The sequence below is a fragment of the Phenylobacterium sp. genome (genome assembly GCF_041691455.1).
In the GTDB taxonomy this organism is placed as follows: domain Bacteria; phylum Pseudomonadota; class Alphaproteobacteria; order Caulobacterales; family Caulobacteraceae; genus Phenylobacterium.
Map to the genome: position 1 here is coordinate 156,436 of NZ_JBEPUO010000002.1, position 15,932 is coordinate 172,367.

Below are 15,932 nucleotides of genomic sequence, written 5' to 3' on the forward strand. Positions count from 1 at the left end.
CGGGTTAGCTGCGATGGACCTTGAGCGGGAGGCTTTGCCATGAGCGAACAGATCGTCGAGGAAGTGGATGACCTCGGCCAACCGGCGCCCAACGGCGACATGGTCCACTGGATGGAGCCCAAGCACATCCAGGTTGGCCCGGCCGGCGTCACGGCCGCGGCGATCGGCGCCTTCGCGCTCGGCGTCGGCGTGACCCTGGCGGTGCTGGCGCTGTCGGACTGGCTGAGCCCGGAGCGGATCGTCGAGGTGCGGCGGCGAGCGCGGATCTAGGCGCCGGTCACCGTTTCCGGCGCACCACCGGATGCGAGGTCGACAGGCCGCCGTCGACGGCGATGGTCTGGCCGTTGACGTAGGAGGCGTCGTCGGAGGCCAGGAACAGGCCCGCGTGCGCGATCTCGTCGGGCGCGCCGTAGCGGGTCAGCGGATTGAGCTGGCCGATCTTGTCCTCGTTGCCGCGGGCCCGGGCGCCGTCGAAGATCGGCTTGGTCATGCCGGTCTCGATCAGGCCCGGCGCGATGGCGTTCACCCGCACTCCGGTCCCGTAGAACTCGTTGGCCGAGGTCTGGGCCAGGCTGATGACGCCGGCCTTGGAGGCGGAATAGGCGGGGCCGCCGGCGCCGGAGCGGATACCGGCCACCGAGGCGGTGCAGATGATCGAGCCCTTGCCGGCCGGGATCATCACGCGGCTGGCGTGCTTCACCGCCAGGAAGGCGCCGATCAGGTTGATGCGCAGGATTTCCGCCCAGTAGTCCGGGGTCTGTTCGTCCAGCGGCATGAAGCCGCCGGAGATGCCGGCGTTGGCCCAGACGACGTCGAGCGTCCCGAACTCGGCCTGGGCGCGGTCGATGTAGCCCTTCACGAAGGCCTCGTCGCCGGCGTCGCCGGTCAGGGCCACCGCCTTGCCGCCGGCCTTGGCGATCATCGCGGCGGTCTCGGTCACGCTGTCGGCGCGGTCGACGCAGACCATGTTCGCGCCTTCGCGGGAGAACAGCAGGGAGGCGGCGCGGCCGATACCGCTGCCGGCGCCGGTGATGACGGCCGTGCGGCCCTGGAGACGTCCCATGGATAGTCCTCGCTAGCGGAAGAAAAGATTGGCGGTGAAGCCCGCGGCGATCAGCAGGCAGAGCGGCGAATAGTAGAGCTGGTTCAGGCGGTGGAAGGGCGTGCCCTCGGCGTAGCGCCAGACCGCCGGGACGAACCCCGCGACACCGCGCGCCAGGAAGACCAGGTCGACGGCGATATAGCCCGCCAGCGCCAGGCCGAAGAGGCCGGTCGGCAGGCCGGGCGCGCTGACGGCGAGGACCAGGCCCGCCGCCGCCAGGATGGCCGCGGCCACCAGGACGGTGAGCGGGCGGGACGGCATGCGCCCGCCGCGGGTGCGGCCGACCACCAGGGCCGCCAGGCTGGCCTCGTCGGTCCCGGGCCAGCGCAGGCCGAGCCCCCAGGCCAGATGCAGGAGGCCGATCGCGGCCACAACAGCCGTAAGGCCGATGGCCAGGGGGCCGATCATGCGTCAGCTTTGGCGCGGCTGGCCGCTGTCACGATGGCGTCGACGAAGGTGTCGTAGAGGCCGGGCGGCAGGTCGTGGCCCATCCCCGCTATGATGCGCAGCTCCGCGCCGGGGATCGCCTTGGCGGTCGCCTCGCCGCCGATCTTCATCAGGAGCGGATCGTCGGCGCCGTGCAGGATGACGACCGGGATCTTCAGGCCGCCGAGCGCCCGGGTGCGGTCGCCGTCGGCCTCGACCGCCCTGCGCTGGCGCCCGACGCCCATCGGGTTGAAGGCGCGGTTGTACTCGGCGATCGCGCGCGCCCGGTTCTCCTCGTCCGTCCAGGGGTAGGCGGGACTGCCGATGGTGCGGGCATTGGCCATGCGGTTTTCGACGAAAGCCTCGAAGTCGGCCTTGGGGTCGGGTGGCGGGAGATTGAGCACGGCCGCGGCCTCCGGCGTCGACTTGAAGGCGGCCGCCGCCCCGGTGGTGGACATGATCGAGGTCATGGAGAGCACCCGGTCCGGGTGATCCAATGCGAGCCGCTGGACGATCATCCCGCCCATGGAGACGCCGGCGATGTGGGCCTTCTTTACGCCGGCGGCGTCGAGTACGGCGACGCCGTCATTGGCCATGTCCTCCAAGGTGTAGGGCTCGCTTGGCCAGGTCGACAGGCCGGTGTCGCGGTTGTCGAAGCGGATGGCGCGGTAGCCCTTGGCTACCAGCTTCTCGCAGAAGGCTTCCGGCCAGCGGGTCATCTGCGAGCCCAGGCCGTTGACCAGCAGGATCGTCTCCGGCCGGTCGTCGCCGAAGCTCTGATACTCGATCTCGACGTTTCCGTTGTGGGCGCGGGGCATTTCGGCGCTCCTTCTCGCTTGGCTTACGGGATCAGCAGCACACGCCCGACGGCCTGGCGGCTTTCGATGTAGCGGTGGGCCTCAGCGGCGTCCTTCAGGGCGAAGGTCTTGTCGATGACCACCTTCAGACTGCCGTCGGCCACGTCCTGGATCAGCTGCTGGATGGTGTCGTGCACCCGGTCGGTGGCGATCTCGGCCCCGAGGAAGACCCCGGAGAGCGTGCGGTTGCCGCCCATCATGGAGCCCACGTCGACCTTCATCGGCTCGCGGCCGGCCTGGCCCACCATCGACACCCGGCCGCGGTAGGCCAAGGACAGGATCGAGGACTGCAGGGTGGGCCCGCCGACCGAGTCGACGATAACGTCGGCCATGTGCTTGTCGGTCAGGCGCCCGACCTCCTGGACGACATCGTCGCGCTGGTAGTTGATGCCGTGGGTCAGGCCGAGCGGCTTCAGGCGTTCCAGCCGCTCGTCGGAGGAGGCGGTGGCCAGCACCATCGCGGCGCCGGCCCGGGCGGCGAGCTGGATCGCCGCGACGCCGACGCCCGAGGCGCCAGCCTGCACCAGGACGATATCGCCCTTCTTCATCCGGCCGAACTCGAAGAGGCAGTCGTGGGCGGTGCCGAACGGCACCGGGATGGCGGCGGCCAGGCGCACGTCCATGCCCTTGGGGATCACCCAGGCGGTGCGCGCCGCGACCGCGCGCAACTCGGCGTGGCTGCCGAAGCCGCCGGTGGTGACGGCCTTGTCGCCGACCTTGATCCCCTCGACCTCCTCGCCGACCTGGACGACCTCGCCGGCCGCCTGGTAGCCCACGATGTGCGGCTTGGTGACCAGCTGGCCCCGGAAGCGGTTGAGCGTGTCGCCGCCCTCGATAGACACCGCCTCGACACGGATGACGATGCCCTTGCGGTGGCACTCCGGGTCCGGAACGGTCTCGTATTTGAAGACGTCCGGGCCGCCGTTCTCGTAGTAGACCGCAGCCTTCATGGTGGCGTTTCCCGTCCAAACATCTGTTTGACTCAAGGCATCCCACGGGGAGGTTGGGCGCGCAAGATGCGGGACCCTCGAACCGCCGCCGGCGCGGCTTTCCGGGATGACACGGGCAGTGGGGTCCGCGATGCTCAGCTCAAGAACAGGGAGCAGCCGATGACGCGGGCTTTGGTGCTGGGGGGCGGCGGACCGGTGGGGATCGCCTGGGAAAGCGGGCTGGTCGCCGGGCTGGCGCAGGCCGGCGTCGATCTGGCGCAAGCCGATTTCACCATGGGCACCTCGGCGGGCTCCTTCGTGGGCGCCCGGCTGGCGCTCGGGAGCGACCCGCGCACGCTGGCCGATCCGATCATCGCCGACCGCATCCCGGGAGATGAGCGGCGGCCCGCGGGCGGCGGCGGCCCGCCTCCGGACCTCTCGAAGCTGATGCAGTTGATGGGGGAAGCGCAAGGGGGCGTGCGCAACCCGGCCGAGGTGCGGGCCGAGATCGGCGCCTTCGCACTCGCCGCCCAGACCATGGACGAGGCGGCGTTCATCGAGAGCTTCGGCAAATCCTTTTCGACCCTGGCGGTCGATGCCTGGCCTGAGCGCGGCTTCGCCTGCACAGCGGTTGACGCGGAGACCGGCGCCTTCCAGCTCTGGACGAAGGACTCGGGCGTCGGCGTGGTGCGGGCCGTGGCCTCTTCCTGCAGCGTGCCGGGCGTCTATCCGCCGGTGACGCTGAACGGGCGGCGCTACATCGACGGCGGCATGCGCTCGTCCACCAACGCCGACATGGCCTTGGGCCACGAGCTCGTCGTGGTGATCGCGGTGCGGCTGGGGACCGCCGGCGGATCGCTGGGCGAGCGGATCGCCGCGCGGTTCAACGAGGAGGTCGAGAGCCTGAAGCACGGCGGCGCGACCGTCGTGACGATCACGCCCGATGACGCCAGCCTGGGGGCCTTCGGGGTCAACCTGATGGACTTTCGACGCCGGCCGGACGCCGCGCGGGCCGGCCTGGCGCAGGGCCTCGTCTACGCCGCCGACCTGAAGCCCTACTGGAGTTAGGCCGGAACCTCGGCGCCCGCCAGCCGACCGACGGCCGCGGGCTTGAACATGAACCGCTCGATGAAGCCCCACAGGTCGATCACCTCGCGGCCGCCCTCCGCCTCGGGGTCCAGCTCCTCGACCGAGCGGCCGGTCTCGAACGCCTGCTGATAGCCGAGCCTGGCCCGCAGCACCGTCGGGATCACCGGCAGACGCAGTAGCTTCAGCGCTTCCAGAGCACGCTTGACCGAAGGCGCCTCGACGCCTGCGCGGGGCGAGGGCGCCTGGTTCAGGACCACCAGGCCGGGCTTGCGCAGCCGCCGGACGATCTCGGCCGTCTGGATGGCGGCGGCGAGGTCCAGGAAGGTCGGGCGGATCACCAGGAGGCAAAGGTCGGCGGCGACGATGGCGTGCGCGATTTCCTCCTCGACCACGGCGGGGGTGTCGACGACCATCAGGTCGAGGCCATCGCGGACCGAGGCCTGTTGCAGGGCGAAGAGTTTGGCGCCTGAGGTGACGGCGAGGCGCGGGGCTGGACCGCTCCGGCCGCGGAGCACGTGGGTAGCCGAGCCCTGTGCGTCGGTGTCGGCCACCAGCACCCGGCGGCCCCGCAGGTGGGCGGCTAGGGCGACGTGGACGGCGACGGTGCTCTTACCCGAGCCGCCCTTGCGCGCGATGACGGAAATTGTGCGCATGGAGGCCAGGGGCAAACGCTCGGAACAACGATCGGTGGCGCAGTGTCAGCGAACCTTGTGACGATTGCGCGATAGGGGTGTTCGCGGCGCTGCGAAAGCCCGTCAGACGTTCTTCTTCACGAAGGCCCGGATGGCGGCGATGACCTGGTCCTGGTCGTCCTCGCTCAGGTAGGGGTGCATCGGCAGGCTGATCACCTGGCCGGCCTTGGCCTCGGTGACCGGCAGGCCGCCCGGGGCGATCGGGTAGACGGAGTAGACGCCCTGTTTGTGGATCGGGATCGGGTAGTAGACGGCGGTGGGGACGCCTTTCTCGCGCAGCGCCGGCGCAAGCTCGTCGCGGCCGGGAAGCTCGATGGTGTACTGCGCCCAGACGCTGACGCCGCCCTCCAGCACCGTCGGGGTCTTCACGACGTCGGACAGGCCCGCGGCGTAGCGGTCGGCGACCCGGTTGCGGGCGGTGATCTCGTCTTCGAAGATCTTCAGCTTCTCCAGCAAGACGGCGGCCTGGATGGTGTCCATGCGGGAATTCATCCCGATACGGACGTTCAGGTATTTCGGGTCGTGCTCGAAGGTCTTGCCCTCGATGTCCGACTTCACCGCCTGGCCGTGGACGCGCAGGGAGACCAGCAGGTCGTGGAAGCCCGCGTCCTTGGACAAGATCGCCCCGCCGTCGCCGTAGCAGCCGAGTGGCTTGGCCGGGAAGAAGGAGGTGGTGGCGACGTCGGCCCAGTGGATCGGGTGCTTGCCGTCGAGCGTGCAGCCGAAGCCCTGGGCGCTGTCGGCGATCAGCTTCAAGCCGTGCTTGGCGCAGACCCGGGCGATCGCCGGGTAGTCGGCCGGGCCGCCGAACAGGTCGACCGCGATCACCGCGCGTGGCGTGAGCTTGCCCTCGCGCTTCACCGCCTCGATGGCGGCCTGCAGGCTCTCGGGATCGAGGTTGTAGGTCTCCGGATCGATGTCGACGAACACCGGCGAGGCGCCCACCAACGGCATGGCCTCGGCCGTGGCCGCGAAGGTGAAGGACGGACAGAAGACCGCGTCGCCCGGGCCGATCCCCCAGGCCATCAGCGGCAGGACCAGGGCCTCGGTGCCGGACCCGCAGGAGAGCGCGAAGGGCGCCTGACCGAAGGCGGCGAGCTGGCGCTCGAACTCGGCGATCTCGGGACCCATGATGTAGGCCCCGGAGCGGACGACCTTGAGGATCGCGTCTTCCAGCGGCTGGCCGAGGCGCCGTCTCTGGGCCTGCAGGTCGATGAACGGAATCATGGGCGGCCTTTCGCACTTCGCGGGGCGCCTATGCCACGCGTCGGGCCTCCGAGCCAAAACACGCTTGGTGACGCGGTGTTTCCGGGCCCGGAGCGCCAATTCCGCAGCGAAGCGCTGCACTTTCGCGGGATAGCGGCGTTCGCGCAAAACGCGCATGCTTCGATTCACAAAGACTCGGGGGAGCACAAAGATGACAGCGACGGCGATCAACCCAAGCCGGCGGGCGATGGGCACCTTCTACGTCTGGATGGCGGGGCTGTTCGTGCTCATCGCCTTCAGCGGCTTTGCGGAAACCTACTGGCTGCAGATCCCTGCCGGCACCTTCACCGGCGCGCCGCTGCTGCATCTGCACGGGATCCTGTTTTCGGCCTGGACCCTGTTTTTCCTCAGCCAGACCTGGCTCGCGGCCACCGGCCGGATGCAACATCACCGCGCCTGGGGCGTGGCCGGCGTCTCGCTCGCGACAGCCATGGTGTTCGTCGGCATGGCGACCGGCATCGCCAGCATGCAGAAGGATGTCGCCGAAGGCTTTGCTCAGCAGGCGCGGGCCTTTGCGATCGTGCCGCTCACCGCCGCGGTGCTGTTCGCCGTGCTGGTGGCCTGGGCGGTGGTGACGGTGAAGACGCCTGAGATCCACAAACGGCTGATGATGCTGGCGACCATCTCGATCCTGCAGGCGCCGATCGGGCGGTTCTTCTTCCTGACGGTGGGCGGCGGCGGCGGCCCGGGCTCGCGGCCCGGCTCAGGCCCGCCGGCGCCGGCGGTCACCACGATCGGAGCCGGCGTTATCGTCGCCGTGCTGATCCTGGTGGCGCTGGTCTACGACTGGCGCAAGAACGGCAAGCCGCATCCCGTCTATCTGATCGGCGGCGCGGCCGTGGTGCTCATCGAGATCGGCCGCACGGCGCTGGGCGACACGGCCCAGTGGCAGGCGATCGCCCGCTACCTCGGAACCTTCACGACCTATACCTAGAGGATCGGCGGCAGGTTGACGGTCGCCGTGCCGACCACGGCGGCGTCGCAGGCCTTGGGCTGGAAGCCGCAGTTGGCTCGGGTGCGGTCGTTGTCGAGATAGCGCAGCTCGAAGCCGAGGGTTTTCCAGGTCGTCGCGGCGGCCAGGCTCCAGTAGGTGCGGTCGTGGCCGCGGCCGCCGCCCTGGCTGCCGACCAGCGCCTTCAGCGTCACGGCGCTGGAGACCGCCCAGTCGGTCTCGCCCTCCACACGCATCACCGGGCCGGAGCCGAAGGAGCCCTGCGGCACGTAGGAGGCGAGGCCGATGACGGTCCAGGGGCCGCTGGCGTGCTTGGCCTGGACCTTCGCCTGGAGGAAATCCAGCGTCGGCCCAGGCGTCCGGTTGTCGGGGAATGAGGTGTACATGCCCTCGATCTTCAGCTCACTGCGGCCGCCCTGCAGGCTGAAATTCTTCCCGGCATAACTATCCACCTCGTAGGTGGGCGCGCCGCCATAGCCGAAGTCGACCTTGGTCGCGAAGACGCCGGCGTAGACGCCGTCGGGCCGCCACCAGTGCACATATCCCTGGACCACCGGCCGCCCGCGGGATTCGCTGACGCCCTGGTAGCGATAGTCGCTGGCGAGCATCACCGCAGAGAAGAGGCCGCCCCAGTCGTTGGGGCCGGCCCGAGCGGCGGCGGGGAGAGCGGAGGCGAGGGCGAAGGCGGCGAGCGCAAGGGCTTTCATCCGCGACGGTCTAGCGGCGCGCCGCTGTCCCGTGATACTGAATTCCTTGCATGAGTGAATTCGATATCAATCAAATACGTCGGCTGGACGGCGGTCTGATGCTGGTATTCCGCGAGCTCCTGCGGACCCGGCGCGCGAGCACGGTGGCCGAGCGGCTGGGGCTCAGCCCCTCGGCGATCAGCCACGCCCTGACCCGGCTGCGCGATCTCTTCGACGACCCGCTGTTCATCCGCCGGCCGCACGGCTTCGAGCCGACCCGGCGGGCTGAGGAGCTGGGGCCTCAGGTCGAGGCGCTGATCGAGCTGACCGGCCGGACGCTGTCGCGGGATGCCGGGTTCGATCCGCTGCGCAGCACACGGATGTTCCACTTCGCCGCGCCGGAGTTCGTCACCGCCCTGATCGGCGCCGAGCTGATCAATCGGCTGAAGGCCGCTGCGCCGGAGGTGACCTTCGCCGTCAGCTTCTCGGGCGAGGAGGATGCGTTCCGGGCCCTGCGCAAGGGCGAGGTCGAGTTCGCCATCGGCCGGTTCGGCGCGGCGCGGCCGGGGTTCACCGTCGAGCCGCTGTTCGAAGACCACTACTGCGTGGCCGCGCGCCGGGACCATCCGCAGCTACGCGGCGCGATCGACCAGCACCGGTGGCAGAACATCGGCCACATCTACGCCTGGTCGGCGGCCGAGGTGGGCGGCGACATCGGCGAGCCGCACCTGCGGATCAAGCACCTGGCGTCCGTGCCGCAGTGGCTGACGGCGCTGGCCATGGCGGCCTCGACGGACGGCCTGGTCACCTGCCCGCGGAGGCTCGCCGAGCGCCACGCCGAGCGGCTGGGGCTGCAGGTGCTGGACATGCCGTTCCCGCCGCAGGCCATCAGCGTCTCGGTGATGCGCCGCACGGGCGCGAGCGACGCCGGTGTCGACTGGTTCCTGGACCAGATCCGGGCGGCGATCGACGCCTAGATCTGCCGGGCGCGGCCTTCCCAATAGGGGGCGCGGACCTTGTTGCGCTGGATCTTGCCGGCTTCGGAGCGCGGCAGTTCGGTGACGAAGTCGACGCTGCGGGGGACCTTGAAGCCGGGCAGGCTGGCCCGGGCGAAGGCCAGGATCTCCTGGGCCAGCTGGTCGGAGGGCGCGTAGCCTTCCTTCAGCATGATCACCGCCTTGACCTGCTCGCCCCACTCGTCGTGCGGCACGCCGACGGTCGAGCTGTCGGCCACGGCGTCATGCTTGATCAGCTCGTTGTCGACTTCCTGGGGATAGATGTTCACGCCGCCGGAGATGATCGTCTCGGCGTTGCGGCCGGTGAGGAACAGGTAGCCGTCCTCATCGAAATAGCCGACGTCGCCCATGGTGAAATAGTCGCCGACCCGGTTCGCCTGGGTCTTGGCCTCGTCCTTGTAGTAGGTGAAGCCGCCGCCGGGCGGCAGCTGGTGGTAGATGGCCCCGGGGACGTTCGGCGGGCACTCCTGGCCCTGCTCGTCGAGGATCTTGGAGCCCAGCAGCTCCGGCCGCTTGCCGACCGTGCCGGGCTTCCTCAGCCACTCCTCGGAGGAGACGACGAAGCCCGCGCCGCCCTCTGAGCCGGCGTAGTACTCGTTCAGCACCGGCCCGAACCATTCGATCATCGCGAGCTTGACCTCCGGCGGGCAGGGCGCGGCGCCGTGGACGATGTAGATCACGCTGGAGAGATCGTGGCTGGCCTTCACCTCGTCGGGCAGGGCCAGCAGGCGCTGGAACATGATCGGCACCAGGTGCATGTGGCTGACCCGCTTCTCGGCGATCAGCCGCAGCGCATGCTCGGAATCCCACTTGTCCATGAACACCAACTCGCAGCCCGCCCCCATGGCCCCGCGCACGTCGAAGGCCAGCGGGGCGGCGTGATAGGCGGGCCCCGCGCAGAGCTGCACCGAGCTCGCGTGATCATAGCCGCGCATGGCGTAGAGGGCCTGGACGACGATCACCGGCTGGGCGCGGAAGACGCCCTTGGGCCGCCCCGTCGTGCCGGAGGTGTACATCATCTGGTTGCCCAGCACGGGGTCCTCGATATCCGAGCCGTCGAGGGGCGCGAGGGCGGCTGCGTAGTCCAGGAAACCCGGGATCGGACCGCCGACAGCGACCTTCAGCACCACGCCCGGGCACTGGGCGACGGCCGCGGCCGAGGCGGTGACGCGGGCCTCGCAGAACACCGCCTTGGCCTCGCAGTCGTTGACGATGTAGGCGATCTCGTCGGCGGTCAGGTGCCAGTTGACCGGGGTGATCCGCCAGCCGCCGCGCTGGCAGGCGGCCAGCACCTCGACGAACTCCGCGCGGTTCGAGCAGACCAGCGCCACGGCATCGCCGACCGTCAGGCCATGCTGGCGCAACAGGCGCACGATACGGTTGGCGGCGGCGTTGACCTCGCCGAAGGTCGTGGTCTTGCCGGTGGGATCGTGGATGAAGGTCGCGTTGGGCTTCAGGTCGCCCCAGACCGCCAGCGTCATGCCGACCGTGGCCGCAGCGTTCAGCCGGTCGTCGAGGCTCACGCGTTCCTTCACATCGTCCATCAAATCCTCCCGGCGCCTGACTTTGAGCGGCGCGCTGAAATGCTTTTGGAGGCTCCGCGGGACGGGACGAAATAGTCCGCGTCCCTGACGTCCGGAACCTCGCCGGCACCATCACACGGGATAAAGCGGGCGACAATTGGGAGCGCGGCGGGTGCTCACGAACCCTCGCGCGCGAGGTCGCAGATCCAGTTCACCTCCCAGGTCTTGCCGCCGTCCGCGGAGAAGGCCTGCTCCATGTGGGCGTGGTCCTTGCCGGCGTGGCTCCACTGATAGCGGACCAGCACCATGCGGCCTTTCCAGTCCTCGTAGTCGTAGAACTCGCCCAGGCCGTCATGGAAGGCGCCGATCGTGGCGGGCAGACCCAGCATCCCTTTGTCCACGTCCAGGCCGTAGATGCTCCACTGGCGGGTGTCCGGATTGTAGAGTCTGAGCGTCTGGGCCTTGATGTGCGCCAGCGACCCCGGCGGGGCCTTGGGGCTGTCGACCTCGAATTCCTCGAAGTTGGCGCTGGACCCAAGCACCGGATGGTGGCGCGAGACGCCGTCGTATTCGATCCAGGCCGTGGAGCCGACCAGCCGGTCGGGCAGGCGCTTCACATGCGCCTTCCAGTCGCCCAACAGGAAGTCGAAGTCGTGGGCCCCGTCATGCTGCGGCGGGGGCGGGAAGCGCGCCGGCTGGGCGTGGGCGGCGAAGGGGGCGATGAGGGCGGCGGCGGCGAGCGCGGCCATGGGGCGGTTGCGGAGCGACATGTTGAGCCTCGTTGCAGGACGAGGCGGGACCTTACGGCCCTCTACCTGACATCGAGTGTCAGGATTTCCGAAGCCCTAGCCGAAAGTTTTCGAAGCCCAGCGCCAGGCGAGATAGCCGGCGCTGGCGCCGACGCCGGTCAGGACCGTTCCCCAGCAGATGTCGATCAGCGTGATCCGCGTCGCCCAGACCTTCAGGGTCGCCTGGTTGGTGAGGTCGTAGGTGGCGTAGCACTGGCGCCCAGGATGGCGCCGGTGAGGGCGGTCCGGGCCAGGCCGGCGTCGCGGTTGGGCAGGATCGCCAGCAGCACCACGCCCAGGACGTAGACCAGGTAGAAGACGATCGCCGCCGGCAGGGCCGGCTTGTCGGCCAGCGCATAGTCGAGGGTCGGGCGATAGACCTTCTGGCCGGCCACGGTGAGATAGATGGCGTCGAGCGCGGCGAAGGCGACGCCGGTCCCGAGGTAGGTGATCAGGTACTTCAGCATGGGGTCCTCACGCGGGCCGCAGACGGTAGTGGCTGACGCCCCATTCACCGCCGCCGCGGTGGCCGAAGAGCCCGGCGGTGGCCAGGAAGAACAGCCGCCAGCGGCGATGCCAGAGCAGGGCCTGGTCGCCATAGACCGCCTTCAGGACCGGGCGGATCGTGGCGACGTTGCGGTCGTAGTTCTCCAGCCAATGGAGGGCGGTCTTGCGATAGTGCGACCCGCTCCAGCGCCAATCCTCTTCCACCGTGAAGAGGTCGGGGAACTGGCGCATCAGGCCGTGGCTCGGCATCACCCCGCCGGCGAAGAAATGCTGGGCGATCCAGTCGCCCTCGTCCTCGACGTCGAAGCGATAGGGGCCGGTGCGGTGGGTGAAGACGTGGATGAAGGCCCGTCCGTCCGGCTTCAGCCAGCAGTGGATCCGGGCGAGCAGGGCGCGCCAGTTGGCCATGTGCTCGAACATCTCCACGGAGACCACGCGGTCGAAGTGGCCGGCCGGGGCGGCGAAGTCGTTCATGTCGGCGGTCAGGACGGAGAGGTTGGTCAGGCCTTCGGCGGCGGCGCGGGCGCGGATGAAATCCCCCTGGCTCGCGGAATTGGAGACCGAGGTGATGGCGGCGTTGGGGAACTGGCGCGCCATCCAGAGCGACAGCGAGCCCCAGCCGCAGCCGAGCTCGAGGATCTGCTGGCCGTCCTTGAGATCGGCGTGGGCGCAGGTTTCGGCCAGCGCCCGGTCCTCCGCCTGAGCCAGGGTCTCGCCGGGCGCATAGAGGCAGGAGGAATATTTCAGCCGGGGCCCCAGGCAGGCCTCGAAGAAGGCGGCGGGCACCTCGTAGTGCTGCTCGTTGGCCGCGTCGGTGTGCTCGGCGATCGGCCGCTGGGCCATGGCCGCGGCGAAGGCGGCGTCCGCTTCCGGACCGCTCCCAGCGGCTTGCCGGCGCGCGCCGGCGACCAGCACCTGGATCGCGGCCTTGCGCATGGCGTCGGGCAGGGGCGCGCCTTCGAAGGCCTGCAGGGTGGTGGCGACCAGGCTCATGAGGTTCCTCGCGGCGGCAGGGGGAAGAAGGCGCTGACCCGGGCCTGGTAGCGGCGGTAGGCCTCGCCCTTGGAGCGCAACTGCGCCTCTTCGAGCGGCGGGATGCCGGAGACGCGGGTCAGCAGGATGAACATGACGATGGGGGCGACGAGGGTGAGGCCCGTGACCGGCCGGCCGGGGTCGACGCCGATCACCGGGTAGGCCAGCCAGCCCAGCCACTCGAAGAAGTAGTTGGGATGCCGCGACCAGCCCCAGAGGCCGGTGTCGGCGACCTTGCCCTTGTTCGCAGGCGAGGCCTTGAAGCGCTTCATCTGGGCGTCGGCGAGGGCCTCGCCGGCGATGGCGATCAACAGGATCGCGACCCCGGCGAAGTCGCGGGGTCCGAGGCCCGGCTGCGGCGCGCGTGCGGCCACCAGGACGGAGAGCGCCAGGAGCGCCGAGGCCGGCGCCTGGGGCAGGGAAACGAAGAGCATGTTGCGCGCGTAGGCCGGACCCCAGTCCTTGCGGAACTGGGCGTAGCGCGGGTCCTCAGGATGGCCCCCGACCCGGGCCGCCACATAGGTCCCGAGCCGGATCGCCCAGAGCGCCACGAGGCCGGCCACCAGCCACTGCCGGGGCGCCGGCGCCAGGCCCCCGCCGATCGGGAAAAGCGCGGCTCCGGCCAGCGCCCCGCCGGTCCCGAAGGTCCAGAAGACGTCGGTCCAGCCGCCGTTCTTCCTGGCGAGGCCGAACGCCCAGGCGGCCAGCATCACCCCGGTCATCAGGACGAGCACGGCGAGCGCCAGGAACCACAACAGGAGGGATGATCTTTCCACCCTGTCGATACGCGATCAGGCCAAGGTTGGATGCATCCGGTGGCGCAAGCCCTCCGTAACTCCCCTCGACCGCGCCCGCTCCGGCGCACGTCGTTTGGCCAAGGGGTTCGCCTGTGTTCGATTCCGAAGAGCGTCGTCTGCGGATCGCGGTGGTGGGCGGCGGGATCGCCGGCCTCTCGGCGGCCTGGCTGCTCTCCGGCCGCCACGAGGTGACGCTGTTCGAGGCCGAGGGGCGGCTGGGCGGCCACGCCAACACCGCCGAAGCGCCGAACGCGACGGGCGGGGTCACCCCCGTCGACACCGGCTTCATCGTCTATAACGAGCCCAACTATCCCAACTTCACGGCGCTGCTCGACCACCTGGGCGTGGAGACGATTCCGGCCGACATGGCGCTCAGCGTCAGCCTGGACGACGGCGCCTTCGAATATTCCAGCTTCGGGGCGCTGGGCCTCTTCGCCCAGGGCTCGAACCTGTTCTCGGCGCGGTTCTGGCGGATGCTGCGCGACGTGACCCGCTTCTACCGCAGCGGACCGAAGGACCTGGCCGGGCTGGAAGCGCCGCTGACCTCGCTCGACGACTACCTGGAGCAGAAGGGCTACTGCCAGGCGTTCCGCGACGACCATCTGCTGCCGCAGGCCGCCGCCATCTGGTCGACGCCGCTGGCCGCGATCCGTGAATATCCCGCCGCGGCCCTGATCCGCTTCTTCCAGAACCACGGGATGATGACCGTCTTCGGCCGGGGCCTGTGGCGCACGGTGGCCGGCGGCAGCCGCAGCTACGTCCGCAAACTCGCCGAGGCGTTCGCCGGCGAGGTCCGTACCGGCGTGCGGGTCACCGGCGTGCGGCGCATCTCCGGCGGCGCCGAGGTTCGCGACGCGACCGGCCGGGTCGAGCGGTTCGACGAGGTGGTGATCGCCGCCCACGGCGATGCGGCGCTGGCCCTGCTGGACGATCCGACGCCGGAGGAGCGGCGGCTGCTGGGCGCCTTCCGCTACAGCCGCAACCTGACGGTGCTGCACACCGATGCGAGCCTGATGCCCAAGCGCAAGCGCGCCTGGACCAGCTGGAACCACATCGGCCGGCGCGAGGCGCCCGAGGATGGCTGCGTCACCTACTGGATGAACCGGCTGCAGAGCCTGAAGGACGCGCCGGACCTCTTCGTGACCCTGAAACCGACCCGGCCGATCGCGCCGGAGGCGGTGATCCGCACCGAGGTCTATGAGCACCCGCTGTTCGACGCCGGCGCCATCGCCGCCCAGCGGGAGATCTGGAGCCTGCAGGGGGTGAGGAACACCTGGTTCTGCGGCTCCTATTTCGGCCACGGGTTCCACGAGGACGCCCTGCAGTCAGGTCTCGCGGTGGCCGAGCAGCTAGGCGGCGTGCGCCGGCCCTGGACGGTGGCCGAGGAGTCGGGACGCATCCACGCCTATGCCGAGCGGGCCAGGGTGGAGGCCGCGGCGTGACCCTGGCCTCCGGCGTCTATGCCGGGCGGGTGAGCCACGCTCGCCTGAGGCCACGCGAGCACCGGCTGGACTACCGCATCTTCATGCTGCTGATCGATCTCGACGAGCTGCCGCGGCTGGCCCGCCTGAAGACCCTGGGGATCGGCCGCTTCAATCTCTTCGGCTTCGACCCGGCCCGGTTCGGAGACGGCTCGGACCGACCGCTGAAGGCGCAGGTGGAGGCGACGCTGGCTGAGGCCGGCCTGGCGCACGGGGGCCCCGTCCGCCTGCTGGCCATGCCGCAGATCCTCGGCCGGGCGTTCAATCCGCTGACGGTCTATTTCTGCCACCGGCGGGACGGGGCGCTGTCGGCCATCCTCTACGAGGTCAACAACACCTTCGGCGAGCGGCACAGCTACCTGATCCCGGCGCCTAATGCGGCGCTCGTCCGGCAGGCCTGTGCCAAGGCCTTCTACGTCTCGCCGTTCATGGACATGGACCTGACCTACGCCTTCCGCATCCTGCGCCCCGACGAGGCCGTCATGGTGGCGGTGGACGCCCACGACGCCGACGGCCTGGTCCTGGCGGCGAGCTTCTCAGGCGTGCGCCGGCCGCTGACCGACGCCGGGCTGATCGCGGCGTGGCTGACCCATCCGTGGATGATGCTGGGCGTCTTCGCAGCCATCCACGTCGAGGCCTTGAAGATCTGGCTGAAGGGCGAAAGGGTGCGGACGCGCCCGCCGGCGCCCGTGCGCCAGGTGACCGTGGCCCCGCGGGCGAAGCTGGCGGCCTAGGCGCGATCCCTCCTCCCTAGGGAGAGGTGAGGCGCTCAAAACCTGTTGGCGCGAG

The 15,932-nt window shown here is 69.8% G+C and carries 17 protein-coding genes and 1 pseudogene; 6 read left to right on the plus strand and 12 right to left on the minus strand.

Features of this window, described 5'->3' with window-relative positions; all coding sequences use genetic code 11:
* Window positions 1-39 precede the first annotated feature (39 nt).
* Entirely contained in the window at window positions 40-270 is a 231-nt protein-coding gene (locus ACESMY_RS04485; RefSeq protein ID WP_372782630.1) for a hypothetical protein, read from the plus strand.
* A gap of 7 nt (window positions 271-277) precedes the next feature.
* Here the strand turns inward: ACESMY_RS04485 and ACESMY_RS04490 are convergent, their stop codons facing one another.
* From ACESMY_RS04490 to ACESMY_RS04505, 4 genes are read right to left on the minus strand one after another with little or no spacing between them, the layout of a single operon-like run.
* On the minus strand, window positions 278-1,063 hold the full coding sequence (locus ACESMY_RS04490; RefSeq protein ID WP_372782632.1) for an SDR family NAD(P)-dependent oxidoreductase: 786 nt from the start codon (window positions 1,061-1,063) through the stop codon (window positions 278-280).
* A gap of 12 nt (window positions 1,064-1,075) precedes the next feature.
* Window positions 1,076-1,510, minus strand: coding sequence for a DUF3995 domain-containing protein (locus ACESMY_RS04495; protein ID WP_372782634.1), 435 nt, complete (start codon window positions 1,508-1,510; stop codon window positions 1,076-1,078).
* The gene (locus ACESMY_RS04500) at window positions 1,507-2,346 is read right to left on the minus strand and encodes an alpha/beta fold hydrolase (RefSeq protein ID WP_372782636.1); all 840 of its coding nucleotides are present in this window, start codon (window positions 2,344-2,346) and stop codon (window positions 1,507-1,509) included. Before ACESMY_RS04500 ends, ACESMY_RS04495 begins: the two co-directional genes overlap by 4 nt.
* A gap of 23 nt (window positions 2,347-2,369) precedes the next feature.
* Complete coding sequence (locus ACESMY_RS04505) at window positions 2,370-3,335, minus strand: zinc-binding alcohol dehydrogenase family protein (protein ID WP_372782638.1); 966 nt, start codon at window positions 3,333-3,335, stop codon at window positions 2,370-2,372.
* Between the two features lie 159 nt (window positions 3,336-3,494).
* On the opposite strand from ACESMY_RS04505, the gene ACESMY_RS04510 reads away from it, so the two are divergent.
* Entirely contained in the window at window positions 3,495-4,382 is an 888-nt protein-coding gene (locus tag ACESMY_RS04510) for a patatin-like phospholipase family protein (RefSeq protein ID WP_372782640.1), read from the plus strand.
* Here the strand turns inward: ACESMY_RS04510 and ACESMY_RS04515 are convergent.
* Together ACESMY_RS04515 and ACESMY_RS04520 are read right to left on the minus strand one after the other, a co-directional pair.
* Complete coding sequence (locus ACESMY_RS04515) at window positions 4,379-5,056, minus strand: AAA family ATPase (protein ID WP_372782642.1); 678 nt, start codon at window positions 5,054-5,056, stop codon at window positions 4,379-4,381. The two genes, ACESMY_RS04510 and ACESMY_RS04515, sit on opposite strands and share 4 nt — an antisense overlap.
* Window positions 5,057-5,158: 102 nt before the next feature.
* On the minus strand, window positions 5,159-6,322 hold the full coding sequence (locus ACESMY_RS04520) for a DegT/DnrJ/EryC1/StrS family aminotransferase (protein WP_372782644.1): 1,164 nt from the start codon (window positions 6,320-6,322) through the stop codon (window positions 5,159-5,161).
* A gap of 190 nt (window positions 6,323-6,512) precedes the next feature.
* Between ACESMY_RS04520 and ACESMY_RS04525 the strand changes: the two genes are divergently transcribed.
* Window positions 6,513-7,295, plus strand: coding sequence for a hypothetical protein (locus ACESMY_RS04525; protein WP_372782646.1), 783 nt, complete (start codon window positions 6,513-6,515; stop codon window positions 7,293-7,295).
* Here ACESMY_RS04525 and ACESMY_RS04530 read toward each other — a convergent pair.
* Window positions 7,292-8,020 (minus strand): TorF family putative porin, encoded by a 729-nt coding sequence (locus tag ACESMY_RS04530; RefSeq protein ID WP_372782648.1) that lies wholly within the window; start codon window positions 8,018-8,020, stop codon window positions 7,292-7,294. The two genes, ACESMY_RS04525 and ACESMY_RS04530, sit on opposite strands and share 4 nt — an antisense overlap.
* A gap of 50 nt (window positions 8,021-8,070) precedes the next feature.
* Between ACESMY_RS04530 and ACESMY_RS04535 the strand changes: the two genes are divergently transcribed.
* Entirely contained in the window at window positions 8,071-8,976 is a 906-nt protein-coding gene (locus ACESMY_RS04535) for a LysR family transcriptional regulator (RefSeq protein ID WP_372782650.1), read from the plus strand.
* Here ACESMY_RS04535 and ACESMY_RS04540 read toward each other — a convergent pair.
* The 5 genes and pseudogenes from ACESMY_RS04540 to ACESMY_RS04560 form a co-directional block, all read right to left on the minus strand.
* On the minus strand, window positions 8,973-10,559 hold the full coding sequence (locus ACESMY_RS04540; RefSeq protein WP_372782652.1) for an AMP-binding protein: 1,587 nt from the start codon (window positions 10,557-10,559) through the stop codon (window positions 8,973-8,975). The genes ACESMY_RS04535 and ACESMY_RS04540 overlap by 4 nt on opposite strands.
* 155 nt (window positions 10,560-10,714) lie before the next feature.
* Complete coding sequence (locus ACESMY_RS04545) at window positions 10,715-11,308, minus strand: hypothetical protein (protein WP_372782654.1); 594 nt, start codon at window positions 11,306-11,308, stop codon at window positions 10,715-10,717.
* A gap of 75 nt (window positions 11,309-11,383) precedes the next feature.
* Window positions 11,384-11,793: pseudogene (locus ACESMY_RS04550) on the minus strand (DUF2177 family protein).
* A gap of 7 nt (window positions 11,794-11,800) precedes the next feature.
* Window positions 11,801-12,826 carry a cyclopropane-fatty-acyl-phospholipid synthase family protein gene (locus ACESMY_RS04555; protein ID WP_372782656.1) on the minus strand — a complete coding sequence of 342 codons (1,026 nt, stop codon included), beginning with the start codon at window positions 12,824-12,826 and terminating at the stop codon, window positions 11,801-11,803.
* Complete coding sequence (locus tag ACESMY_RS04560) at window positions 12,823-13,641, minus strand: DUF1295 domain-containing protein (RefSeq protein WP_372782658.1); 819 nt, start codon at window positions 13,639-13,641, stop codon at window positions 12,823-12,825. The genes ACESMY_RS04555 and ACESMY_RS04560 overlap by 4 nt, the downstream gene beginning before the upstream one ends.
* Before the next feature lie 113 nt (window positions 13,642-13,754).
* Here ACESMY_RS04560 and ACESMY_RS04565 point away from each other — a divergent pair, with 113 nt between their 5' ends.
* Window positions 13,755-15,104 carry an NAD(P)/FAD-dependent oxidoreductase gene (locus tag ACESMY_RS04565; protein WP_372782660.1) on the plus strand — a complete coding sequence of 450 codons (1,350 nt, stop codon included), beginning with the start codon at window positions 13,755-13,757 and terminating at the stop codon, window positions 15,102-15,104.
* The gene (locus ACESMY_RS04570) at window positions 15,101-15,877 is read left to right on the plus strand and encodes a DUF1365 domain-containing protein (RefSeq protein WP_372782662.1); all 777 of its coding nucleotides are present in this window, start codon (window positions 15,101-15,103) and stop codon (window positions 15,875-15,877) included. The genes ACESMY_RS04565 and ACESMY_RS04570 overlap by 4 nt, the downstream gene beginning before the upstream one ends.
* The last annotated feature ends 55 nt before the right edge of the window (window positions 15,878-15,932 follow it).